We start from the raw sequence: 23576 nt of genomic DNA, 5'->3' as shown, positions 1-23576 counted from the left end.
ATTTATCAAGATAAAAAATCACAACTTCGACTCTATTAGAAATATTCAACCACTAACTTAACATTATTAAGTATAAAAACCCTTTTGATAAAAAAATGTATAAAGCCAACACTAATTTTTAACGAAATTATTACACAAGCATATTCATCCATTATAATTAACAAAACAGAACAAAAAACCAAACAATAAACAATCATTAAGTCAAATCAATAAGTTAGTAGAGTAAAGAAAAGGAATTAAACCTTTTCTTAATAGGGTTAATTTAAGATTATTCATGACAAAACTTTGAGTTTTAGTAAAACGCCCAATACAAAACCTGAATTTTCTTTACAAAACTCTAACACCCTCTCGTGTGAATAATAAAAAAACCTATTAAAAATCAATTACATCATGAGAAATCACACTCAGATCAATTTTTTTTGATGAAAATTAACATTATTCCGGCACATTCCTTCTTCCCTTCCCGTGATGAGTTCTGCCAGCAAACTCAAGAGATAAAAAAGGCAAGTGCCGATAGACACTTGCCTTATATTGCGCGTTTGTAAAAAGTAACTTACGTATCCGGGAACATCACGCTATTCCCCGGCGCTTCCCTGTGCAGATGGATAAAGTTCAGGTGCCGTTCATACTGGTCCAGAATATCCGTAATCACCTGCTCCTTGCTGTAGTCCATCAAATCATTCCCCTGACTTCCTTCCAGCAGGAAGGTCTCCAGCCGGTAGTAGGTCGACTTCCCGCTGCGCGCCCGGTAGGTAAAGCCGGGGACCGAGTACTGCTGCGGCCAGATCTGGTAGACAAAGTTCTGCTCGTCGCCCATGTGCACCAGCAGGTCCAGGTGCCCCAGGGTCTCGCCCTCCTCCGGCGGCAGGTTTTTCAGCTCCACGTAGGCGCCGCGCAGCTTCAGCTCCTGCGCCACCTCTTCCATTGCCGGGAAGCAGACCGTCTCCATCATCTGTTTGGTGTAGCGCGTGCCCGGGTAGTTCATCAGGCGCGACAGGCGTTTCTTCCAGCTCAGCCTGTCCTGGGCCCCCATCGGACGCGGTGCGGTGTCGCGGCTGGCGCTGACACGGCGGTAATCTTCCACCTTGAGCGATTTATACAGCCCGGCCATCACAAAGAAGATGACGAAGCTGAACGGCAGCCCCATGATCACCGTGGTGTTCTGTAGCGCCGAGATACCGTTGGTCATCAGCATGCCGAGCGTCAGCAGGCCGATGGCGACCGACCAGAAGATGCGCAGCCAGTTCGGGGCATCGCTGTTGATGTCCTTCAGCTTCGAGGTGAAGTTACCCAGCACCAGCGCGCCGGAATCCGCTGAGGTGACGTAAAACAGCAGGCCGGTAATGGTCGCTACGGAGGCGCTAAAGGTGAACGCCGGGTACTGCGCCAGCAGGCTGTAGAAGCCGCGCTCCGGGTGCGCCATCGCTTCCTGTGCAAAGGTCGCGTTGCCGTGGATAATCTCGTGCAGCGCGCTGTTGCCGAACACCGACAGCCACAGCAGGGTAAAGGTGAACGGGATAATCAGCGTGCCCATCACAAACTGGCGGATGGTGCGCCCGCGCGAAATACGCGCCAGGAACAGGCCGACAAACGGCGACCATGCGACCCACCACGCCCAGAAGAACAGCGTCCAGCTGTTCATCCACTCCACCGGACGGTCAAAGGCGAAGCTGTTCAGCGTCATGCCCATAAAGCGGTTCACGTAGTCGCCCACGTTCAGCACCAAGGCATTGAGCAGGAACGAGGTGTCGCCCATAAACAGCACGAACAGGATGAGGCCCAGCGCCAGCGCCACGTTCAGTTCGGAGAGCACGCGGATGCCTTTATCGACGCCCGACGTCACCGAAATGGTGGCAATAATGACGGAGAGCGCAATCAGCGCCGCTTTCGCCGCCATCGAATCCGGAATATCAAACAGCACGCTCAGCCCGTAGTTGAGCTGCACCACGCCAATCCCGAGCGTGGTCGCAATACCGAAGATGGTGCCGATCACCGCCGCGATATCGACGCTGTGGCCAATCGGGCCGTTAATCTTTTTACCGAAAATCGGGTACAGCGCGGAGCGAATGGTGAGGGGCAAATTATAACGATAGCTAAAGTATCCCAGCGCCATGCCCATCAGGGCGTACATTGACCAGCCGGTCAGGCCGTAGTGGAACAGCGTCCAGACCATCGCCTGGCGCGCGGCCTCCATCGTCTGCCCTGCCCCTTCCGGCGGCTGCATATACTGCGTGACCGGTTCCGCCACGGAGAAGAACATCAGATCAATGCCGATGCCCGCGGCAAACAGCATCGCGGCCCAGCTCAGCAGGCTGAATTCTGGCTTGGACTGCTCTGGCCCGAGCTTCACGGAGCCGAAGCGCGAGCAGGCAATGCAGACCACAAAGACGATATAGAGCGTCGCCGCCAGCAGGTAGTACCAGCCGAAGGTCTTCGACACCCAGTTCAGGGTGCGCCCAATCCACTCGGCAGAAAAATCGCGAAAGAAGATCGTTGTCAGGGAAAACAACAAAATCAGCCCGGCGGACGTATAAAAAACGACCGGGTTGATTTTGTCTTTTTCTCTGTCCTGTGAAAGGTCTGTCATCCAGTATCCTCACTGTTTTTGTAACTATTAAAATCCAAATCCGCAACAATTAAGACACATTTTATATTGAACGTCCAATCAAAAACCGCTTTAATGGTTAACCAACGCTGATGAATGGAGTGGCAATAATGCCCAAAGTGGGGATGCAGCCGATCCGGCGCAGGCAGCTTATCGACGCCACGCTGGAAGCAATAAATGAAGTGGGAATGCATGACGCGACGATCGCGCAGATCGCCCGTCGGGCGGGCGTTTCCACGGGGATCATCAGTCACTATTTCAAAGACAAAAACGGCCTGCTGGAAGCGACCATGCGCGACATCACCGGCCAGCTGCGCGATGCGGTATTAAGCCGCCTGCACGCCCTGCCGAACGGCAGCGCGGAGCAGCGTCTGCAGGCGATTGTCGGCGGTAACTTTGATGAAACCCAGGTGAGCAGCGCGGCGATGAAGGCCTGGCTGGCCTTCTGGGCAAGCAGCATGCATCAGCCCATGCTCTACCGCCTGCAGCAGGTGAGTAGCCGCCGCCTGCTGTCGAACCTGGTGTACGAGTTCCGCCGCGAGCTTCCGCGCGAGCAGGCCCAGGAGGCGGGCTACGGGCTGGCGGCGCTGATCGACGGGCTGTGGCTGCGCGCCGCGCTGAGCGGCAAGCCGCTGGATAAGACCCTGGCGCAGTCGCTCACCAGCCACTTTATCAGCCAGCATTTACCGACCGACTAACCGAGGAGAATTTATGTCCCGAATGGCAGAACAGCAGCTTTATATCAATGGTGGTTATACATCGGCCACCAGCGGTCGCACCTTCGAGACCATCAACCCGGCCAACGGTGACGTTCTGGCGACCGTACAGGCCGCCGGGCGTGAAGACGTCGACCGCGCCGTGGAAAGCGCAAAACGCGGGCAAAAAATCTGGGCGGCGATGACCGCCATGGAGCGCTCCCGCGTTCTGCGTCGCGCCGTCGACATCCTGCGCGAGCGCAACGACGAGCTGGCAAAGCTGGAAACCCTCGACACCGGTAAAGCGTATTCCGAAACTTCCACCGTCGACGTCGTCACCGGCGCGGACGTGCTGGAGTACTACGCAGGGCTGATCCCGGCGCTGGAAGGCAGCCAGATCCCCTTGCGTGAGACCTCATTCGTCTATACCCGCCGCGAACCGCTGGGCGTGGTGGCGGGCATCGGCGCGTGGAACTACCCGATCCAGATCGCCCTGTGGAAATCCGCCCCGGCGCTGGCGGCAGGTAACGCGATGATCTTCAAGCCGAGCGAAGTGACGCCGCTTACCGCCCTGAAGCTTGCCGAGATCTACACCGAAGCGGGCCTGCCGGACGGCGTGTTTAACGTCCTGCCGGGCGTGGGCGCGGAGACCGGCCAGTACCTGACCGAGCATCCGGGCATCGCCAAAGTCTCCTTTACCGGCGGCGTCGCCAGCGGCAAAAAAGTGATGGCGAACGCCGCGGCCTCGTCCCTGAAAGAGGTGACGATGGAGCTGGGCGGCAAATCGCCGCTGATTATTTTCGACGATGCGGATCTGGATCTCGCGGCGGACATCGCCATGATGGCCAACTTCTTCAGCTCCGGCCAGGTCTGCACCAACGGCACCCGCGTGTTTGTTCCGGCTAAGTTCAAAGCCGCGTTTGAGCAGAAAATCACTGAACGCGTGGGCCGCATCCGCGCGGGCGATCTGTTCGATGAAGCTACCAACTTTGGCCCGATGGTCAGCTTCCCGCACCGCGACAGCGTGATGCGCTACATCGCCAAAGGCAAAGAGGAAGGCGCGCGCGTGCTGTGCGGCGGCGGCGTGCTGAAGGGCGAAGGCTTCGATAACGGCGCGTGGGTGGCCCCAACCGTGTTCACCGACTGCACCGACGAGATGACCATCGTGCGCGAAGAGATCTTCGGCCCGGTGATGTCCATCCTCACCTATGAGTCCATTGAGGAAGCGATTCGCCGCGCCAACGACACCGACTACGGGCTGGCGGCAGGCATCGTCACGACCGACCTGAACCGCGCCCACGGCGCCATTCATCAGCTCGAAGCGGGCATCTGCTGGATCAACACCTGGGGTGAATCCGCCGCAGAGATGCCGGTCGGCGGCTACAAGCACTCCGGCATTGGCCGCGAGAACGGCGTGATGACGCTGCAGAGCTACACCCAGGTGAAGTCCATCCAGGTTGAGATGGGTAAATTCCAGTCCATATTTTAACCGGGAGGTTTATTTGCAATTTGACTACATCATTATCGGGGCCGGCTCTGCCGGCAACGTGCTGGCGACACGACTGACTGAAGATCCGAACACCACCGTCCTGCTGCTTGAGGCGGGCGGACCGGATTACCGATTTGACTTCCGCACCCAGATGCCCGCCGCGCTGGCGTTCCCGCTGCAGGGCAAGCGCTACAACTGGGCGTACGAAACCGAGCCAGAACCCTTCATGAACAACCGCCGCATGGAGTGCGGACGCGGCAAAGGGCTGGGCGGCTCGTCATTGATCAACGGTATGTGCTACATCCGCGGTAACGCGATGGACCTCGACCACTGGGCGAAAGAGCCGGGCCTGGAGCACTGGAGCTACCTCAACTGCCTGCCCTACTACCGCAAGGCAGAGACGCGCGACGTGGGGCCGAACGACTACCACGGCGGCGACGGCCCGGTGAGCGTTACCACCTCGAAACCGGGCGTGAACCCGCTGTTCGAGGCGATGGTGGAGGCGGGCGTACAGGCGGGCTATCCGCGCACCGACGATCTTAACGGCTATCAGCAGGAGGGCTTCGGCCCGATGGACCGCACGGTCACCCCGCAGGGCCGACGCGCCAGCACCGCGCGCGGCTATCTGGATCAGGCGAAACCGCGTCCGAACCTGACCATCCGCACCCACGCCATGACCGATCGCATCCTCTTTGAGGGCAAACGCGCGGTGGGCGTCGAGTGGCTGGAGGGTGAAAGCACCATCCCATCCAAAGCGACGGCAAAAAAAGAAGTGCTGCTGAGCGCCGGGGCGATTGCCTCCCCGCAGATCCTCCAGCGCTCCGGCGTGGGCAACGCTGACCTGCTGAAGCAGTTCGATATCCCGCTGGTACACGATCTGCCCGGCGTGGGCGAAAACCTGCAGGATCACCTGGAGATGTACCTCCAGTACGAATGCAAAGAGCCGGTCTCCCTCTACCCTGCCCTGCAGTGGTGGAACCAGCCGAAAATTGGTGCCGAGTGGCTGTTTGGCGGCACCGGCGTGGGCGCGAGCAACCACTTCGAAGCGGGCGGGTTTATCCGCAGCCGTGAAGAGTTTGAGTGGCCAAACATTCAGTACCACTTCCTGCCGGTGGCAATTAACTACAACGGCTCGAACGCGGTGAAAGAACACGGCTTCCAGTGCCACGTCGGCTCCATGCGCTCCCCGAGCCGCGGACACGTGCGCATCCAGTCGCGCGATCCGCACCAGCATCCGGCGATCCTGTTCAACTATATGTCCCACGAGCAGGACTGGCAGGAGTTTCGCGACGCGATCCGCATCACCCGCGAGATCATGCACCAGCCCGCGCTGGACAAGTACCGCGGCCGCGAAATCAGTCCGGGTATTGACTGCCAGACCGACGAGCAGCTGGACGAGTTCGTGCGCAACCACGCGGAAACCGCCTTCCACCCGTGCGGCACCTGCAAGATGGGCTATGACGAGATGGCGGTGGTCGACGGCGAAGGCCGCGTTCACGGGCTGGAAGGGCTGCGCGTGGTGGATGCGTCGATTATGCCGCAGATCATCACCGGCAACCTGAACGCCACCACCATTATGATTGGTGAGAAGATTGCCGACGCCATTCGCGGTCGCGAGCCGCTGGCGAAGAGCACGGCGGCGTATTATGTGGCGAACGGGGCACCGGTGAGACGCTAAGTCATTTGCCCTCTCCCCATCGGGGAGAGGGAATTCACTTCCCCGCCACAAATTTATTTTCATTTCCCTGCATCCAGTTTCCCCCCGCCCCTCGTATATGAGTATGTGAGCAACGCCTTTGCTCCTTAATCCGAGGATAAATGATGAAAAAGCTACTCAGTGTTGCATTCGTATCCAGCGCGATACTCTTCTGTGCAGGCGCATCAGCAGCCATGACGTCAGACACCGTGATGGTGGGCGGAGCGGCGATGTTCCCGAGCAAAAATATCGTTGAAAACGCCGTGAACTCGAAAGATCACACTACGCTGGTGGCCGCCGTCAAAGCGGCCGGGCTGGTGGATACGCTCCAGAGCAAAGGGCCCTTCACCGTGTTTGCCCCAACCAATGCGGCGTTTGCGAAATTGCCTGCCGGCACGGTCGAGAACCTGGTCAAACCCGAAAACAAAGCCACGCTCACCAGCATTCTGACCTATCACGTGGTCGCCGGTAATTACGATATGAAAGCGCTGGAGCAGAAAATTAAACAGGGCGGCGGTCACGCGGAGCTGAAGACCGTTAACGGTCAACCGCTGTGGATCATGAGTAACGGCCCGCACAATATTCAGCTCAAGGACGGTAAAGGTAACGTGGCGAACATCAGCACCTATGACGTCCATCAGAAAAATGGCGTGATCGATGTGATTGATACCGTCCTGATGCCTAAGTAGTTGTCTATACTTCGGAAGTGTGACGTTGCCTTCCGGGAAAAACATGGATAACGCGCTGGCTGAACAGCAGTTGAAATTAATGCAGGCGGTCGCTAACGGCGATCGCCGCGCATTTGAACAACTTTACCGACTCACATCGCCTCACCTGTTTGCCGTTGCGCTGCGCATGCTGCGCGACCGCGCCTGGGCAGAAGAGATCCTGCACGACTGTTTTGTCACCGTCTGGAGTAAAGCCGAAACCTACAACGCTGCACTGAGCTCCCCGATGACCTGGCTTACGCATATTGTTCGCAACCGCTGTATTGACTGGCTGCGCAGCGGGCAAACCCGGGCTGCAGCCCGTGAAGAGTCGTATTCGGAAGATATTCTGCTGAGCGAAAGCGATGAGCAGAATAACTGGCACGACGATGCGCAGGCAGAGCGGCTCAGGCATTGTCTCGAACATTTGAGCAGCGAGCAGCGCCAGAGCATTACGCTCGCCTACTATCAGGGAATGTCTCACAGCGACATTGCCGACTGGCTCCAGCAGCCTGTAGGCTCGGTGAAAAGCTGGATACGTCGGGCAATGGACCATCTTCGGGAGTGCGTGGGGCTATGAATGACGCAGAAAAACGCGACGACATGCTGGCAGCAGAGTATGCCCTCGGCACGCTGCGGGGAGGAGCACGGCTTCAGTTCCAGAAAAGGGTCCTCCGTGAACCGGCTCTGGCCGCCCGCGTCGCGTACTGGCAGAAAATGTTCAGCACGCTGGATAGTCATCTTGTGCCCGTCCCTCCACCCGAGACGGTGTGGAAAAGAATCGCCCTCGACCTGCCGCCCAAAAAGCCTTTACGCAAAAGTCGGCCTTATGTCGGCTGGATGGTTGCGGCCTCCCTCGCCGCCCTGTCGGTCGTTGCCTGGTATGCCACCCGTACACCGGAACTCGTTCCGCTGATCGTCCTCAACGATGCCCAACAGCACGGACAGTGGGTCGTCAGCGCGGATGCCAGCCGCCAGCACTTGAGCATTGCCCCTCTTCGGCCGACGGCCGTCGCGGCGCAACACAGCCTCCAGCTTTGGCTGATCCCAGGCGGGCAGGCGCCAGTCTCCATGGGGCTGCTGCATAACGACATACCGACACGCGTCACCCTCAGGAACACAACGCTCCCTCCTGACGCCACGATAGCCATAAGCCTTGAACCAGCGGGCGGATCGCCCACTGGGCTCCCCACAGGCCCGGTGCTTTACAGTGGCCAATTGTAATTCTCAGGCCCTGCTCGCAGGGCCGCTATCGTGACCCCATTGCATTTATATACCGTTCTCGGTTACCTATAAGAATTAAATATTAGGCCTGTAATTAATGTAATTATTTAAAAACGACATTGACAGACTCTTGCGTACTCCATTAAGTTTTAAACGAACATCATTTTATTCCCGATACACAATATATCAAAAAAACGCATTAATGAATTTATCATTATTTATTAATGCTTCTCTGCCTTTTATTTTTTGCATCACTCAATAGCGAGATAAGATCATGAATAATAGTGCAAACAAGGTTGTTGTCATTACCGGTGCCAGCAGCGGTATTGGTCAGGCGATTGCCCTCCATTTAGCGAATAACGCGTTTTCGCTGGTGCTGGTGGCGCGCCGTCTGGACAGAATTAATGCCCTGGTGGATCAGATTATTCAGCAAGGCGGCAAGGCGATAGCCGTGAAGGCCGATGTCACCCGTCAGGAGGAGGTTCAGCGCGCCATTGACGCTGCCGTTGCCGCCTACCAGCGCGTGGATGTGCTAATCAACAACGCAGGCTTTATGGCTATCGCTCCCTTGAGCGAGCTGAAAACCGACGAATGGGACAAGATGATTGACACCAATCTGAAAGGGGTGCTGTACGGCATCGCGGCCGCGTTGCCGGTGTTCCAGCGTCAGGGCAGCGGTCATTTTATTAACGTTGCCTCCGTCGCGGGCATCAAGGTGCTGGCACCTGGCGGCGTGGTGTACAGCGCCACAAAATTCGCCGTCCGCGCGCTGAGTGAAGGCTTACGTCTGGAGGCGGGTAAAACCCTCCGCACGACGCTTATTTCGCCCGGTGCCGTCGAAAGCGAGCTGCAATTCGGCAGTTCTGACGAAGAGAGCAAAAAATTTCTCCATGAGTTTTATAAGCAGGCTATTCCGGCTGACGCAATTGCCCGCGCGGTTTTATTTGCTATTGAACAGCCTGGCGACGTTGATATTAATGAAATTGTTGTGCGTCCAACGCAGGAAGAATTTTAGCCTGGGTTAAATAATACTGAATGAGGTGTCAGTATGATTAAATCATTAACGTCCTTATCAGATCTCAATATGCGAACGGGTGCCGATATTCTTCTTGAAGTGCTGGAGAGTGAAGGCGTGGAATATATTTTTGGCAACCCCGGCACCACCGAACTTCCGCTCATTGATGCCCTGCTTCGCCATGAAAATATTCACTATACTCTGGCGCTTCAGGAGAGCACCGTGGTGGCGATTGCCGACGGCTATGCGAAAGCCTCCGGCAAAACGGGCTTTATCAATTTGCATACCGCGAGCGGCCTGGGGCACGGCATGGGGAATCTCATTAATTCGCGGATCATGAAAACCCCGCTGGTGGTGACCGTTGGACAGCAGGATACGCGGCACTACGTCCGCGACCCGCTGCTGTATGATGATATTGTGTCCATCGGCTCTCCGGTCATGAAATGGGCGCAGGAGGTCACCAGCGCCGACCAGCTCCCGGTGCTGGTGCGCCGCGCGTTTCACGCTGCCAGCTACCCTCCGGCTGGTCCGGTGCTGCTCTCTCTGCCGATGAACGTGATGGAAGAGCTGAGCGATGCCGGGATACAGACGGCGTCGAGAGTGAACTACCACACCGTGGCGGGCTCGCTGGACGAGCTGGCGGAGGCGCTCAGCGAGATCGCGCCGGGCAGGATCATGATTGTGGCGGGCGATGAGGTGCACTCCAGCGGCTCGACGCAGGAGATTGTCGAGCTGGCGGAAGCGCTCAGCGCCCACGTCTACGGCTCCTCCTGGCCGCTGAATTTACCTTTTCCCACCCAGCACGCGCTCTGGCGGGGCAATATGCCCACCACCGCCAGCGAAATCGCCAGCATCATCAATGCCTACGATGCCGTATTCATCATCGGCGGCAGAAGCCTGATCACCATTTTATACAGCGAGGGCGAGGCCATTCCGGCGACCTGCGCGGTGTACCAGCTCTCGGCGGATATGCACGAGCTTGGCCGCACCTATGCCACTCGCCTTTCGGTGATGGGGGATATCAAACTGTCCCTGCACGAACTGCTGCCGAAGCTTAAGCAGCGCCTGATCGCCAGCAGGCTGGTCCACAAGCGGCTGCTGGTTACGGCCCGCGACGAACGGGAGAAGGAGTGGCAGCAGCAGGAAGAACGTCTGGCCGTCGAGCGGCTACGCCCGGCCCTTTCGCCGATGGTCGCAGCCTGGGAAGTCATCCGATCCATTCCGGCGGGTACCACCATCGTGGATGAGGCGATAGCGACCGCCAGGCATGTCCGCCGGTTCATCTCTGACCAGCAGCACCAGCGCTACTACTTTATGCGCGGCGGCGGACTGGGCTGGGGGATGCCCGCAGCAGTAGGTCACTCGCTGGGGCTGGGCCGCGAGCCGGTAGTGTGTTTAGTTGGAGACGGAGCCTCCCTCTACTCGCCGCAGGCGCTCTGGACGGCGGCACACGAAAATCTGCCGGTCACCTTTATCGTCATGAATAACAGGGAGTACAACATCCTGAAAAACTTTATGAAGAGCCAGGCTGACTACAGCTCAACGCGGCTGGGGCGTTTTATCGGGATGGACCTGGTGAACCCGCATATCGATTTTCAGTCGCTGGCCACCGCCATGGGCGTCCACTGCTGCCGGGTAACCGAGGCTGCCGATATCGCCGAAGCGGTAACGCGCGGCCTGCAGTCAGGAAAAACCAACCTGATTGAAATCGCGATTTCCGCGGATTAACCGCGCGTTTACGCTGTACCCTACATAAAAAACTTATAACCGAAACGCCTCAAGCCGCTTTATCTGCCGCCCTTCCTCGTCAAAATTCTCTGCCGCCAGCCAGGCGCGCAGCTCCGCGTCTCTTTGCGGCCATTCGCCGTCAATAATAGAAAGCATATCGCTGTCGCGGTTGCGCCCTTTACGCACCAGCTTCTGGCGCAGGCGTCCTTCCCAGACAAACCCCAGCCGCTCCGCCGCCCTGCGCGACGCCACGTTCATGGAATCGCACTTCCACTCGAGGCGCCGGTAGCCGTGCTCAAACGCATTTTTCAGCAGCAGCCACACCGTTTCGGTGCCGATGCGGGAACCTTTCATTTTGCGCGACCAGGTGACGTGACCAATTTCCACCGAGCCCAACAGCCGCTCGTTAGCCATATAGCTCACCAGCCCCACCGCCCGTTCGTTGCGTAAGTCAATGACGGCAAACGGCACCAGCTCATCGTCCATGACCTTCGCCATGATCCAGTGCGCGGTGGCTTCCACGCTCGTGGGCTGCGTGCTGGCAAGCCACGTCCAGTCGCTGTCGTCGCCCAGCGCGTAGGCCTCAAAGAGATCGGCCGCGTGGCGATCGGCGTCCAGCGGCTCCAGGCGACAATACTGGCCGAACAGCGGCGTGCGGGTTAACGCGCGCGCGCCTTTCCAGTCGGGAACGATATCGTTAACGGTTTGACCATGTTGATTGATTTCGGGCACGGCGGTGACTCCCTGAAAGGTAAGGCATTTGTTATAGCAGGTTAAAAAGCAGGCGAAAAGCAGCGTGTTTTAATAGCCCGAGCGCATGCGATATTCCCGGAAGGCATAAGTAAAGCTGAATTTCGACTTTGTGGAATGGCACAGTCGCCCTAACGTAGCGGAGCATAAAACAATCACAATATATTCTTCTCAGGGATCGCTATGACAAAAAAACTGTTGCCGTTACTGGTGCTGGCTGCGCTCTCAGGCGCCGCCCACGCCGCTACGCCGCCCAACACGCTGGTGGTAGCCCAGGGGCTTGATGACATCGTGAGCCTCGACCCGGCCGAAGCCAACGAGCTCTCCAGCATCCAGACCGTGCCGAGCCTGTACCAGCGTCTGGTGCAGCCGGACCGCGATAATCCGGAAAAAATCACGCCGGTTCTGGCAGAAAGCTGGGACGCGGACGCGGCAGCAAAAACCCTGACCATCAAGCTTAAACCCGATGCGAAATTCGCCTCCGGCAACCCGCTGCGCCCGGAAGACGCGATCTTCTCTTATACCCGCGCCGTGACGCTGAACAAATCCCCGGCCTTTATCCTCAACGTGCTGGGCTGGGACGCGAGCAACATCGCCAGCCAGCTGAAAAAGGTGGACGATCATACCCTCCAGCTTCACTGGACGGCGGACGTCAGCCCGTCGGTGGCGCTGAATATCCTCTCCACGCCGATTGCCTCTATCGTCGATGAAAAAGAGGTCGCCGCAAACGTCAAGGATAACGACTTCGGTAACGCGTGGCTGAAAATGCACTCGGCGGGCAGCGGCGCGTTCAAAATGCGCGTCTATCAGCCGCATCAGGCCATCGTGCTGGAAGCCAACGATTCCGCCCCCGGCGGCGCGCCGAAGCTCAAAAGCATCATCATTAAAAACGTCCCCGATCCGGCTTCACGCCGCCTGCTTATCCAGCAGGGGGATGCGGACGTGGCGCGCGATCTGGGTGCAGACCAGATTAGCGCCCTGGACGGCAAGCCGGGCGTGAAGGTGCTGAGCATTCCGTCTGCGGAGCAGAATTACCTGGTGTTTAACACCGGCAACAGCGCCAATCCGCTGCTTAACAACCCGGCGTTCTGGGAAGCGTCGCGCTGGCTGGTCGACTATGACGGCATCACGAAGAACCTGCTGAAAGGCCAGTATTTTGTTCACCAGAGCTTCCTGCCGGTCGGGCTGCCGGGCGCGCTGGAAGACAATCCGTTTAAATTTGACCCGGCAAAAGCGAAAGCCATTCTCGCCAAAGCGGGCATTAAGGACGCGCACTTCACGCTGGACGTGGAGAACAAGCCGCCGTTTATCACCATCGCCCAGTCGATGCAGGCGAGCTTTGCGCAGGGTGGCGTGAAGGTGGATCTGCTGCCTGCCGCCGGGAGCCAGGTCTATGCCCGCGTGCGCGCGAAGCAGCATCAGGCGGCGATTCGTCTGTGGATCCCGGACTACTTCGACGCGCACTCTAACGCCAGCGCCTTCGCGTGGAACGACGGGAAGTCCAGCACCGTGGCCGGACTGAACGGCTGGAAAATCCCGGAGCTGAACAAGGCCACGCTGGCGGCGGTTGCCGAACCGGATCCGGCGAAACGTCTGGATCTGTACAAGAAAATGCAGGAACAGCTGCAGCAAAGCTCGCCGTACGTCTTCGTCGATCAGGGCAAAACCCAGATCGTGGTGCGCGATAACGTGAAGGGGTATCAGCAGGGGCTGAACGCGGATATGGTCTGGTACGATCGCGTCACGAAGTAGCCCTTGTTGCCGGGTGGCGCTGCGCTTACCCGGCCTGTGTTCTCGGTTTTTGTAGGCCGGGTAAGGCGAAGCCGCACCCGGCATGAAGAGATTTCCCATGCCACATCTTTCCACCCGCGTGCTTCAGGGCCTGCTGACCCTGCTGCTCACGCTCTTCGGGCTGCTGCTCGTCACCTTTGCGCTCTCGGCGTTTTCACCGGTCGATCGCGTGCTGCAGATCGTCGGCGATCACGCCAGCCAGTCCACGTACGATCAGGTTCGCCACCAGCTCGGGCTGGATCGACCGCTGCCCGTGCAGTTCTGGCACTATCTGCTGAGCCTCGCCCACGGTGATTTAGGCACCGCCAGCGCCACGGGACAGCCGGTGCTGCAGGATCTGCTGCACGCCTTCCCCGCCACGCTGGAGCTGGCGACCCTGGCGTTAATCATCGGGTCCGTGCTCGGCGTGACGGCCGGGGTTCTGTGCGCCCGCTACGCCGGTTCGCCGCTCGATTTATCCATCAGAACGCTCACCCTGCTCGGCAACTCGGTGCCGATTTTCTGGCTTGGCCTGCTGATGCTGGCCCTGTTCTACGCGAAGCTGCAGTGGAGCGCGGGCCCCGGCAGGCTTGACGACATCTGGCAGTTCACCGTCGAGACGCGCACCGGCTTTGCGCTGATAGATACCTGGCTTTCCGGCGATCGCGAGGCGTTTCGCAACGCCATCAGCCACCTGGTGCTGCCGGTGGTGCTGCTGGCGTACTACTCGCTGGCGAGCATTACCCGCCTGACCCGCTCCGCCTGCCTCGGCGAAATGAACAAGGAGTACATCCTGCTTGCCCGCGCCAAGGGTGCCGGGGAGATGGCCATTCTGCTGCGCCACGTGCTGCCGAACATTCGCAGCACCCTGCTGACGGTGATCGCCCTGGCCTATACCAGCATGCTGGAAGGTGCGGTATTAACCGAAACCGTCTTCTCGTGGCCGGGCATCGGACGCTATCTCACCACCGCCCTGTTCGCCGGAGACACCACCGCGGTCATGGGCGGCACGCTGCTGATTGGCGTCTGCTTTGTGCTGATCAATAACCTTACCGACCTGCTTGTGCGGGCGACCGATCCCAGGGTGCGCTGATGCCGTTTTATCTCTTCTTACGCCGCCTGCGCCGCTCCCCTGCCGCCGTTTGCGGGCTGATTGCCCTGGCGCTGCTGGTGTTTATTGCCCTGTTCGCGCCCTGGCTGGTACCGGTTGATCCGAACTGGCAGGACGCCGCCGCGCGCCTGCAGGCACCGAACGGCCAGCACTGGCTGGGCACCGACGGCTACGGGCGCGATCTGCTCTCGCGCCTGATTTACGGCACCCGTCCGGCGCTCGGGCTGGTGGCCTTAGTCACCGTTATCACCCTGCCCGCCGGGCTGCTGGTGGGGATCCTGTCCGGCTACTACGGCGGCTGGCTGGAGCGAGTCCTGATGCGCTTTACCGACGTGGTGATGTCGATGCCGCGCCTGATCCTCGCCTTCGCGTTTGTGGCGATGCTCGGCCCGGGGCTGGTCAACGGCGCGCTGGCGCTGGCCTTAACCACCTGGCCGGCCTACGCGCGTCAGGCCCGGAGCGAGATTCAGCGTCTGCGCCACAGCGATTATCTGGCCGCCGCCGAGATGATGGGGATCAGCGGCCCGCGCCTGCTGGTCGGCCATATTCTGCCCCTGTGCCTGCCGTCCGCGATTGTGCGGCTGGCGCTGGATCTGGCGGGGATTATTCTGGCCGCCGCTGGTCTCGGCTTCCTCGGCCTTGGCGCACGGCCGCCCATGGCCGAATGGGGCGCGATGATTGCCGACGGCATGCAGGTCATTTTCGACCAGTGGTGGATTGCCGCTATTCCGGGCGGAGCGATTCTGTTTGCCAGCCTGGCGTTTAACCTGCTGGGCGATGGCCTGCGCGATGTACTGGAGCCACAGCATGACTGAACACCGCGTCATCGTCGATGCGCTGAATATCGACTACCCCGCCGCACGCGTGGTCAACAACCTGAGCTTTACGCTTGGCAACGAGCGGCTGGCGCTGGTTGGGGAATCCGGCTCCGGCAAGTCCATGTCCGCCCGCGCCCTGATGGGTCTGGTGCGCAAACCCGGTATCGTGAGCGCCAACCGACTTAACGTGCTGGGCAACGATCTGCTGACCCTGAACGCCCGTCGCTGGCAGGCGCTGCGCGGCAACGGGATTGCGATGGTCCTGCAGGACCCGCGCTACGCCCTTAACCCTGTGAAAAGCGTCGCCGCCCAGCTTGATGAGGCGCTGACCCTGCATCAACGCCTGCCGCGTCCGGAGCGTACGGCGCGTATTCACGACATCCTCCGCGCCGTCGGGCTGAGCGAGAACGTGCTGTCACGCTATCCCGGCGAACTTTCCGGAGGCATGGGCCAGCGGGTGATGATTGCGATGGCGCTGATCAACAACCCGCAGGTGCTGATTGCCGACGAACCGACCTCCGCGCTGGACGCCCGCCTGCGCAACCAGATCCTCGAGCTGCTGGTGCAGCAGTGCGAAGAACGCCAGATGGCGATGCTGCTCATCAGCCACGATCTGCCGCTGGTGGCGGAGCACTGCGACCGCGTGCTGGTGATGTATCAGGGCGAAAAGGTCGATGAGATGGCGGCAAGCCGGCTCCCGCAGGCGACGCATCCGTACACGCGCACCCTGTGGACCTGTCGTCCAGACGCCCATACCTATGGGCAGATGCTGCCGACGCTCGACCGTTCGCAGCCGTGGAAGGAGGCCAGCGATGGCGATCGTTGAGGTTAACCAGGTGCAGGTCGCCTTCGGGGAAAAAACGGCGGTTTCGGCCGCCAGCTTTAGCATTGAGAAAGGCGAGACGTTCAGCCTGATCGGTGAATCCGGCTGCGGGAAATCGACTATTCTGCGCGTGCTGGCGGGGCTGCAGCGCGAGTGGCGCGGCAGTATTGCGCTACTGGGAGAAGCGTTAACGCCAGGGCGACGCTTTGAAGGCGAGCTTCGCCGCAACGTGCAGATGGTGTTTCAGGATCCGTGGGCGTCGCTGCATCCCAACCACACGATTTCTCGCACGCTGTCGGATCCGTTGAACATTCGCGGCGAGACGCAGGTCGCGGAGAAGGTGGCCAATGCGCTGCACGAGGTGGGGCTCTCCGCCGACGCGGGCAGGCGCTATCCGCACCAGCTTTCCGGCGGCCAGCGTCAGCGCGTTGCCATTGCCCGCGCGCTGCTGCTGCGCCCGCAGCTACTGCTGCTGGACGAGCCGACCTCGGCGCTGGATATGTCGGTGCAGGCGGAAATCCTGAACCTGCTTAATCGCCTGAAGGCCGAGCATGAGATGACCTATCTGCTGGTGAGCCACGACGCGGACGTGATTGCCCATATGTCCGACCGGGCGGCTTTTATGGCGCGAGGGGCGATCCAGAAGGTGTTTAACCGTGAGGCGATGTTACGGGGCGAGCACAGGATGGGGTAAGTGCGCGCGGCGGTGCCCGGTGGCGCTGCGCTTACCGGGCCTACGTTTCGTGCCGCGTTGATGGTTTTTCGTAGGCCGGGTAAGGCGTGCCGCCACCCGGCAAACAATTACTTCAGCAGCTTCACCGTGGCATCGATGTCGATCTCATCTTCGGTGAAGATCAGCGTCGTATTCTGGAAGGTGGTGATCGCCAGCTTCTTCACCGTGCGCATTTCGCCCGGCTTTTTATCGGATTTTGGCTTGATGCTGTTCATCAGCAGGCCCACCGACAGCACCGCGTTCTCTTTGTCGATTTTGGTATCAACGGGCTCTTCTTCGCTGAACACCACGAAGGATTTGATCGAGGTGAGCTTTACGCGCTCGCCTGCGATATAGAGATGTTTGCTTTCGGGGATCACCTTCACCGCATAGGCGGAAAGGCCTTTGTTGTTGGTGGTAGGCTCGAAGGTCACCGCGGCATCTTTCTTAATCAGATCGGGGTTCGCGACCTTAATCACATGAAAATAGCGGTTGTCGCCGTTTTCATCTTTGATAAATCCAAAGCCTTTATCTTTAAACCACGTTGTGATTGTACCGTTCATCGCTGTTACCGCCTGTCAGATCGTAATGACTAAAGTTTTGCAGCGCGCAGTGTAATGCACAATGACGGAGGAGACAAAAAAAAGCCCCTGCACGGGGGCAGGGGAAAACTCATGTCAGAGCTTATTAGAATTTAGTTGAACACCATCCCACCATCGATGAGCAGAGACTGGCCTGTCATGTAGTCAGAGTCCGGTCCTGCCAGGTATGAGACGCAGGCGGCGACATCTTCCGGCTCGGACAGGCGGCCAAGCGTAATGCGTTTGGCAAAAGTCTCGGTTCCGTAGCCGAGCGGTTTACCCGCCGCCTCAGAGACCTGACGGTCGATCTCCGCCCACATCGGCGTTTTCACGATGCCCGGGCAGTAGGCGTTAACGGTGATCCCCAGCGGAGCAAGATCCCGCGCGGCGGTCTGAGTTAGGCCGCGCACCGCGAATTTACTGGAACTGTAGACGGCCAGCTCCGGGTTACCGGTGTGGCCCGCCTGGGAACAAGCGTTGATGATTTTCCCGCCGTGCCCTTCTTTACGAAACGCGTCAATCGCGGCCTGAATGCCCCAGATCACCCCTTTCACGTTGATGTTGTAGACCTTGTCGACAATCTCCGGCGTGATGGATTCGATTGGCGTGGACGGCGCAACCCCGGCGTTGTTAACGATCACGTGGAAACCGCCCAGCGCGGTGCGGGCTTTCTCCACCGCCGCAAATACCTGCTCGCGGTCAGAAACGTCTACCTTCACGGCGACGGCGTTACCGCCGTTACGGATAATTTCATCGGCCACGGCTCTGGCCGTTTCCGCGTTATAGTCGGCGATGGCGACGGCAAAGCCATCCTTCACCAGGCGAAGCGCAATTGCTTTACCAATCCCCTGGCCTGAGCCTGTTACGAGAGCAACTTTTTGCATTTCTCTGTCCTTATGTTGAGTCACAAAATCTGGCTGAGATGGAGCTGGCCCATCAGCAGCGGGTTATCGCTGTAGTCGACGGGAATGGCCACCACGGCCGGGCCATCCACATCCATCGCCGCGCGCAGCGTGGGTTCAAGCGCGTCGGCGCTCTCCACGGCAAAGCCTTTCGCGCCAAAGGCGTCGGCATAGACTTTGAAATCGACCGGGCCGAACTCGACGCCGGAAAGACGCTGGTATTTTTTCTCTTCCTGAATGGCAACCATGTTGTAGCCGTTATCCACCCAGATGATGTGCAGCACGTTAGCGTTGAGGCGCACCGCGGTTTCCAGTTCCATGCTCGACTGCAGGAAGCCGCCATCACCGGAGACCGACACCACCTTGCGGCCCGGGTTGACCAGCCACGCGCCAATGGCCCACGGCAGCGCGACGCCCATGGTCTGCTGGCCGTTGGAGATCATCACCTGACGCGCCCGGAAGCTGTAGAGGTAGCGGGCGATCCAGATGTGGAAGCTGCCCATGTCGACGGTCAGGGTCACGTCGTTATTCACGATGTCCTGCATGGCCCGCACGATGCGCAGCGGATGCAGGGCGAACTGATTAAGCGAGGCGCCGCGACGATCGAGCAGATCGCGCTGATGCTGGCGGTCGACCAGAATTTCGGAGGCCCGCTGGCTCAGCTCCAGCTTGTGGTCGATCCGGTTAGCGAGCAGGTTCAGCGTTTCGGCGATGTCCCCCACCAGCTCCAGATCCGGCACGTAGTTACGTTCTTCATAGGCAGGCAGCACGTCGATGTGCACCAGCGTGGCGTCGCCGCTGTTCCACATGGACGGCTCGTACTCCACCGGGCTGTAGCCGATGCAGATAATCACATCCGCCAGATGGAGCAGCCTGTCGCCCGCCTGGTTATTGAACAGACCGACGCGTCCGGCGAAGCGGGTGAAGTGCTCCTGATTCACCGCCCCGGCGGCCTGATAGGTGCTGGTGACCGGAATACGGCTTTTCTCCAGCAGCGTGCGCAGCGCCGCGCTGTTGGCGGGCTGGCTCGCCATCAGCCCCAGCAGGATGACCGGGTTTTTGGCCTTTTCGATAAGCTTCGCCACGTCATTGATAGCGGATTCCGGTGCCGGGCCCATCAGCGCGGGACCGCTGGCGGGTAAAATCGCCCCCGTGGCGGGCTGGTCGACAATATCCTGCGGCAGGCTGACGAATGCGCCCCCCGGCCTGCCGTGCTCGGCGGCGCGAAACGCATTCGATACCACTTCAGCAATCGCGTCCGGCGCACTCACCTCCACGGCGTATTTGGTGACCGGGCTGAACATGGCGACGGTGTCCATGCTCTGGTGCACCAGCTTGGCTTTATCCGCCCGCTTCACCGCCCCGCCCAGCGCCACCACCGGGTCGCCTTCGCTGTTGGCGGTAGCAATGCCGGTGATCAGGTTCGAGCAGCCCGGCCCGGAAGTGACCAGCGCCACCCCGGCCTTGCCGGTCAACCGCCCTACCGCCGCCGCCATAAACGCCGCGTTCGCCTCGTGGCGCACCGGGATGATCTCAATGGAGGAGTCCAGCAGAGAGTCAAAGACCTTGTCGATTTTCGCCCCCGGGATCCCGAACACCTGCTTCACGCCCTGCGCTTCCAGCTGGCCGACAACCAAATCGGCGCCGTGCGCCCACTGACGTGACTGTTTCTCACTGTTCACGGTAGTTCTCCTGTTAGTTTTCGACGGCACGGATAGCCGCATCCAGATTGCTGGGGTGAAGGTTGGCCTGTAAAAAGGCGCTGTCGGCGGGCAGGTCAATCATCAGCTTGTGAATTTCACCGAAGGTGAGCACGCCGCTCTCCAGCTGGTAGTCAAGCAGATGGCCCCCGCCCTGACGGTCGTCGGTGATGAAGTGTTCGTGATAGCCCGCCACGTTGATCCCCTGCATATGCTGCGGCGTGCGGAACCCGACCAGCACCCCTTCGCGCTGGTTAAAGCGGAACACCGGCTGGTCGTCCAGCACGTCGGTCATCGCGCGGTACGGCGGCTTCTGGCGCGGTACGGTGCGGGTGTGGGCATGGCGGAAGTTGCCGTCAATGCGCAGCGCGCAGAACAGGTTATCGGAGGGGATCTGCTGGTCGATGACGTCGTGGATCTGCTGACGGCTGACCGGCGCGTCGAAGGTTTTACGGTACTGCGGCTGGAACCAGGTCATCACCGCGAACGGCGTTTTCTGCTCCGGCTTCGCGGCCCGGGCGCTGCCGTCGGCGCGCAGCTGGTACACCTGGCTGCTGAAGGCAATCATTTCGCCGTCCAGCTCGTTGAAGGTGCCCAGACCAAAATCACCGTGTGCCAGCAGATCGGCGATGGTGGTCTCTCCTTCATACACGCCGCTTAGCAGGGCGCTCATTAGCGATGTCTGATAGATCACGCTGTCAGGATGCTGGGCGGAGAACCCGCGCAGGGTCTCGCACAAGCTGGCTTCACAGTCGCAGGCAGATGAATGCACCATCATGCTCGTCCTCTTCAACTTTATTTAGAAAGGTTAAATAAATGTTGACCCGATTCAGCAGAGAGTTCCAATATAGAAACCATGCTGGTTTGAGACGTTTTAGATATGGAACTTCGTTATCTGCGGTATTTTGTCGCGGTTGCACGCGAGCGACACTTCACCAGGGCGGCCGAATCGCTGGGTATTTCGCAGCCTCCTCTGAGTCAGCAGATCAAACGGCTCGAAGAGGAAGTGGGCACGCCGCTGTTCAGACGCCTGACGCGGGGCGTGGAGCTGACCGAAGCGGGAGAAGCCTTCTACGAGGACGCCTGCAAGATCCTGGCGCTGAGCGACGCCGCGCTGGAGAAAGCCCGCGGCATCGCGCGCGGGCTGAACGGTAACCTGTCGATTGGCATCACCAGCTCCGATGCTTTTCATCCCAAAATTTTCGCGCTGATTCGCCAGTTTCAGGTGCAGAACATGGCGGTGCAGGTTCACCAGGTGGAAGCCAATATGTCGTCGCTGACGACGATGCTGGCGGAGGGTGAACTGGATATCGCCTTCGTGCGCCTGCCGTGCGAGAGCAGCAAGGCGTTCGAGTTAACCATCCTCGATCGGGAGCCGATGGTGGTGGCGCTGCATCGCGACCATCCGCTGGCGGCGTGCGATTCGCTGGCGTTAGAGCAGCTTCGGGATACGCCGGTGGTGCTGTTCCCGCAGGAGGTCGCGCCCGGCCTGTACGACCGGGTTCACGGCTGCTGCGAGCGGGCCGGGATCGACGTGCAGCACGCGCTGCAGTCGTCACAGCTTTCATCCTCCCTGAGCATGGTTTCCGCGGGCGGCGGGTTTGCGCTGGTGCCGAAATCCATGGCGGCCATTTCTCCGCCTAATGTCACCTACCACGCGCTGAGCTCGCCGGAGCTTTACACCGATATCGCGCTCTGCTGGCGGCGCTTTGAACGCTCGCGGACGGTGAAGCGGTTTCTGGCGATGATGAGCGAGGGGTAGCGGCCGGTTTGGTTGGTGGTTTTTGTAGGCCGGGTAAGGCGTAGCCGCCACCCGGCAATGCCCTTCTGGAAGCCGCCTCGCAAACCTGCAAGCAACCTTATGTAATTCAGGGTTATCCCCTTTCCATCCTTTTTTCACCGCCGTAAAGTGCCTGCGTTGCGGCCCATCCGTAACCGGGCGTAGGAACCCGTTAGCATAACGTGACATTTTTACCTAAAGAGGATGCTAAATGGCTACTGTCCCTGAGTTTTCTTATGCGCTCTCTGAAGAAAGCGCCGTTCACCACCTCATCGATCTTCAACTTTGCGATTCTGCAGATCTCTTCGAACTGGCTGACACCTGCGCCGCCTGTGTGAGCGTGCTGGTTGAAACTGACGATCCCGTGACGTTTTCTATACTTTGCGAGCGCTTGCTGGCACTGCTTAAACGCCTGCGTGAATGTTGCGATACAGAACTTCCCCCGCATCTGGTTGAAAGGCTCATCGCAGGAGAAAAGATCGTTTCCTGCGTGCCGGACTGCTGGCAGGAGACGGCGTTGCAGGTGGATTATGCCGTGGCGTTAACGCTGGCGGTGATGGGCGGGACACTGCCTGCGCGCGTGGCGAAAGAACTCACCGGGTTGCTGCACGATATGGTCTGGCTGCTGGCGGAGTTTGTGAAGGAGCCGTATATCGCGGCGCACTGAGACGGGTGATGGAAGGCCGGGGTTCTGCTGCTGCGGATGGGGGAGCATTTCTGTCAGATACCCCTCTCTTTTCCTGGTAATTGCTTGCGGAACGCCATCTGATACTCTGGCTGCACTCAAGGGATGACAAGGAAGAGAAATGCTGAATCCTGGATTCGTAACCCGCAAAGCGCTTGCTCAGTGGCAGGATGTCCCCGCTTTTTTACCTCAGTTCCAGTTTCATGAAAAACACCGAACGGTCATTCATACTGCGCATCCCGAACATATTCTGCCGTTGATTGCAAACTTTGACGTCCGGCAAGATGTCGTCATTCGGCGGCTGATGTTTTTACGGCAATTACCGCAGAAATTTCTGCGTAATCAGCAGGCTAACTCCATCGGCAACTTTGGCCTGCACAGTTTTACCCTTTTGAAAAACTCAGCATCTGAGCTCTGCTATGGCTTGCGAGGACAGTTCTGGCGTTCAGATTTTGGTCTGGAAAAAGTACCGGATGTCAGCGCTTTTCAGACGTCAGTGACGCCGGGCAGCGCGACATTGTTGCTACGCTATCAGGTAACGGAATTGGCGCCAGGCCAGCATGAACTCAGTACAGAAACGTTCGTCTATTGCCCGGACAGAAGCACCCGGCTCAGAATGGCGGCTTACTGGCTGATAATCCGGGCGGGCAGCGGCTGGATCCGCAGGAGAACGCTGAAAGCGGTTAGGTTGAATATCGAGAAGCTGGACTGAAGTGCAACAGATAACCTTATGGCGTTCAGCATTAGCACTTCGCTTTAAATATCCGTTTCCGGACGAGAACTGC

General features: G+C 59.1%; 22 protein-coding genes. 16 read left to right on the top strand and 6 right to left on the bottom strand.

The annotated features are described in order from the left end of the window. Positions 1-553: 553 nt before the first annotated feature. The gene (betT, locus tag BFV67_RS05415) at positions 554-2587 is read right to left on the bottom strand and encodes a choline BCCT transporter BetT (RefSeq protein WP_025912683.1); all 2034 of its coding nucleotides are present in this window, start codon (positions 2585-2587) and stop codon (positions 554-556) included. 128 nt (positions 2588-2715) lie between these two features. Here betT and betI point away from each other — a divergent pair, with 128 nt between their 5' ends. The 8 genes from betI to BFV67_RS05375 all read left to right on the top strand — a co-directional run bounded on the left by betI (position 2716) and on the right by BFV67_RS05375 (position 11159). Then, positions 2716-3303 (top strand): transcriptional regulator BetI, encoded by a 588-nt coding sequence (betI, locus tag BFV67_RS05410; protein ID WP_008500977.1) that lies wholly within the window; start codon positions 2716-2718, stop codon positions 3301-3303. A 13-nt stretch (positions 3304-3316) separates the two neighbouring features. After that, positions 3317-4789: a betaine-aldehyde dehydrogenase gene (betB, locus tag BFV67_RS05405; RefSeq protein WP_069597963.1), complete on the top strand. Its 1473-nt coding sequence runs from the start codon at positions 3317-3319 to the stop codon at positions 4787-4789. 13 nt (positions 4790-4802) lie between these two features. After that, positions 4803-6467: a choline dehydrogenase gene (gene betA, locus BFV67_RS05400; RefSeq protein ID WP_008500974.1), complete on the top strand. Its 1665-nt coding sequence runs from the start codon at positions 4803-4805 to the stop codon at positions 6465-6467. Positions 6468-6610: 143 nt separating this feature from the next. After that, positions 6611-7174, top strand: a complete 564-nt coding sequence (locus BFV67_RS05395) for a fasciclin domain-containing protein (RefSeq protein ID WP_023326865.1) — start codon at positions 6611-6613, stop codon at positions 7172-7174. A 43-nt stretch (positions 7175-7217) separates the two neighbouring features. Continuing rightward, positions 7218-7772, top strand: coding sequence for an RNA polymerase sigma factor (locus BFV67_RS05390; RefSeq protein WP_063618280.1), 555 nt, complete (start codon positions 7218-7220; stop codon positions 7770-7772). Continuing rightward, positions 7769-8416 carry an anti-sigma factor gene (locus BFV67_RS05385; protein ID WP_069597962.1) on the top strand — a complete coding sequence of 216 codons (648 nt, stop codon included), beginning with the start codon at positions 7769-7771 and terminating at the stop codon, positions 8414-8416. Before BFV67_RS05390 ends, BFV67_RS05385 begins: the two co-directional genes overlap by 4 nt. Before the next feature lie 274 nt (positions 8417-8690). After that, positions 8691-9431, top strand: coding sequence for an SDR family oxidoreductase (locus BFV67_RS05380; RefSeq protein WP_069597961.1), 741 nt, complete (start codon positions 8691-8693; stop codon positions 9429-9431). Between the two features lie 33 nt (positions 9432-9464). Beyond that, positions 9465-11159, top strand: a complete 1695-nt coding sequence (locus BFV67_RS05375) for a thiamine pyrophosphate-binding protein (protein ID WP_069597960.1) — start codon at positions 9465-9467, stop codon at positions 11157-11159. Between the two features lie 33 nt (positions 11160-11192). Here the strand turns inward: BFV67_RS05375 and BFV67_RS05370 are convergent, their stop codons facing one another. Next, positions 11193-11891, bottom strand: coding sequence for a GNAT family N-acetyltransferase (locus BFV67_RS05370; RefSeq protein WP_023326860.1), 699 nt, complete (start codon positions 11889-11891; stop codon positions 11193-11195). 201 nt (positions 11892-12092) lie between these two features. Here BFV67_RS05370 and BFV67_RS05365 point away from each other — a divergent pair, with 201 nt between their 5' ends. The 5 genes from BFV67_RS05365 to BFV67_RS05345 all read left to right on the top strand — a co-directional run bounded on the left by BFV67_RS05365 (position 12093) and on the right by BFV67_RS05345 (position 17125). Continuing rightward, entirely contained in the window at positions 12093-13661 is a 1569-nt protein-coding gene (locus BFV67_RS05365; protein ID WP_069597959.1) for an ABC transporter substrate-binding protein, read from the top strand. Between the two features lie 97 nt (positions 13662-13758). Next, positions 13759-14772, top strand: a complete 1014-nt coding sequence (locus BFV67_RS05360; protein ID WP_069597958.1) for an ABC transporter permease — start codon at positions 13759-13761, stop codon at positions 14770-14772. Further along, complete coding sequence (locus BFV67_RS05355; protein ID WP_069597957.1) at positions 14772-15605, top strand: ABC transporter permease; 834 nt, start codon at positions 14772-14774, stop codon at positions 15603-15605. The genes BFV67_RS05360 and BFV67_RS05355 overlap by 1 nt, the downstream gene beginning before the upstream one ends. After that, a complete protein-coding gene (locus tag BFV67_RS05350; protein WP_025912674.1) occupies positions 15598-16434 on the top strand; it encodes an ABC transporter ATP-binding protein in 837 nt (278 codons plus the stop codon). Before BFV67_RS05355 ends, BFV67_RS05350 begins: the two co-directional genes overlap by 8 nt. Next, positions 16421-17125: an ABC transporter ATP-binding protein gene (locus BFV67_RS05345; RefSeq protein WP_069597956.1), complete on the top strand. Its 705-nt coding sequence runs from the start codon at positions 16421-16423 to the stop codon at positions 17123-17125. Before BFV67_RS05350 ends, BFV67_RS05345 begins: the two co-directional genes overlap by 14 nt. Positions 17126-17232: 107 nt before the next feature. Here the strand turns inward: BFV67_RS05345 and BFV67_RS05340 are convergent, their stop codons facing one another. The 4 genes from BFV67_RS05340 to budA all read right to left on the bottom strand — a co-directional run bounded on the left by BFV67_RS05340 (position 17233) and on the right by budA (position 21101). Continuing rightward, complete coding sequence (locus BFV67_RS05340; RefSeq protein WP_008499407.1) at positions 17233-17706, bottom strand: cold-shock protein; 474 nt, start codon at positions 17704-17706, stop codon at positions 17233-17235. A gap of 131 nt (positions 17707-17837) precedes the next feature. Next, complete coding sequence (locus BFV67_RS05335; protein ID WP_008499406.1) at positions 17838-18608, bottom strand: (S)-acetoin forming diacetyl reductase; 771 nt, start codon at positions 18606-18608, stop codon at positions 17838-17840. A gap of 20 nt (positions 18609-18628) precedes the next feature. Continuing rightward, positions 18629-20350, bottom strand: a complete 1722-nt coding sequence (gene alsS / locus BFV67_RS05330) for an acetolactate synthase AlsS (RefSeq protein ID WP_418251752.1) — start codon at positions 20348-20350, stop codon at positions 18629-18631. After that, entirely contained in the window at positions 20322-21101 is a 780-nt protein-coding gene (gene budA / locus BFV67_RS05325; RefSeq protein WP_028015981.1) for an acetolactate decarboxylase, read from the bottom strand. Before budA ends, alsS begins: the two co-directional genes overlap by 29 nt. A gap of 105 nt (positions 21102-21206) precedes the next feature. Here budA and BFV67_RS05320 point away from each other — a divergent pair, with 105 nt between their 5' ends. The 3 genes from BFV67_RS05320 to BFV67_RS05310 all read left to right on the top strand — a co-directional run bounded on the left by BFV67_RS05320 (position 21207) and on the right by BFV67_RS05310 (position 23503). Continuing rightward, positions 21207-22088 (top strand): LysR family transcriptional regulator, encoded by an 882-nt coding sequence (locus tag BFV67_RS05320; protein WP_069597954.1) that lies wholly within the window; start codon positions 21207-21209, stop codon positions 22086-22088. Positions 22089-22317: 229 nt separating this feature from the next. Next, positions 22318-22773, top strand: coding sequence for a hypothetical protein (locus BFV67_RS05315; RefSeq protein ID WP_069597953.1), 456 nt, complete (start codon positions 22318-22320; stop codon positions 22771-22773). Positions 22774-22912: 139 nt separating this feature from the next. After that, positions 22913-23503, top strand: a complete 591-nt coding sequence (locus BFV67_RS05310) for a hypothetical protein (RefSeq protein ID WP_065101774.1) — start codon at positions 22913-22915, stop codon at positions 23501-23503. Positions 23504-23576 lie beyond the last annotated feature (73 nt).

It is taken from the genome of Enterobacter roggenkampii, from assembly GCF_001729805.1.
In the GTDB taxonomy this organism is placed as follows: domain Bacteria; phylum Pseudomonadota; class Gammaproteobacteria; order Enterobacterales; family Enterobacteriaceae; genus Enterobacter; species Enterobacter roggenkampii.
The sequence above is the reverse complement of the archived record's forward strand: the minus strand, read 5'-3'. Positions and strand labels throughout refer to the sequence as shown.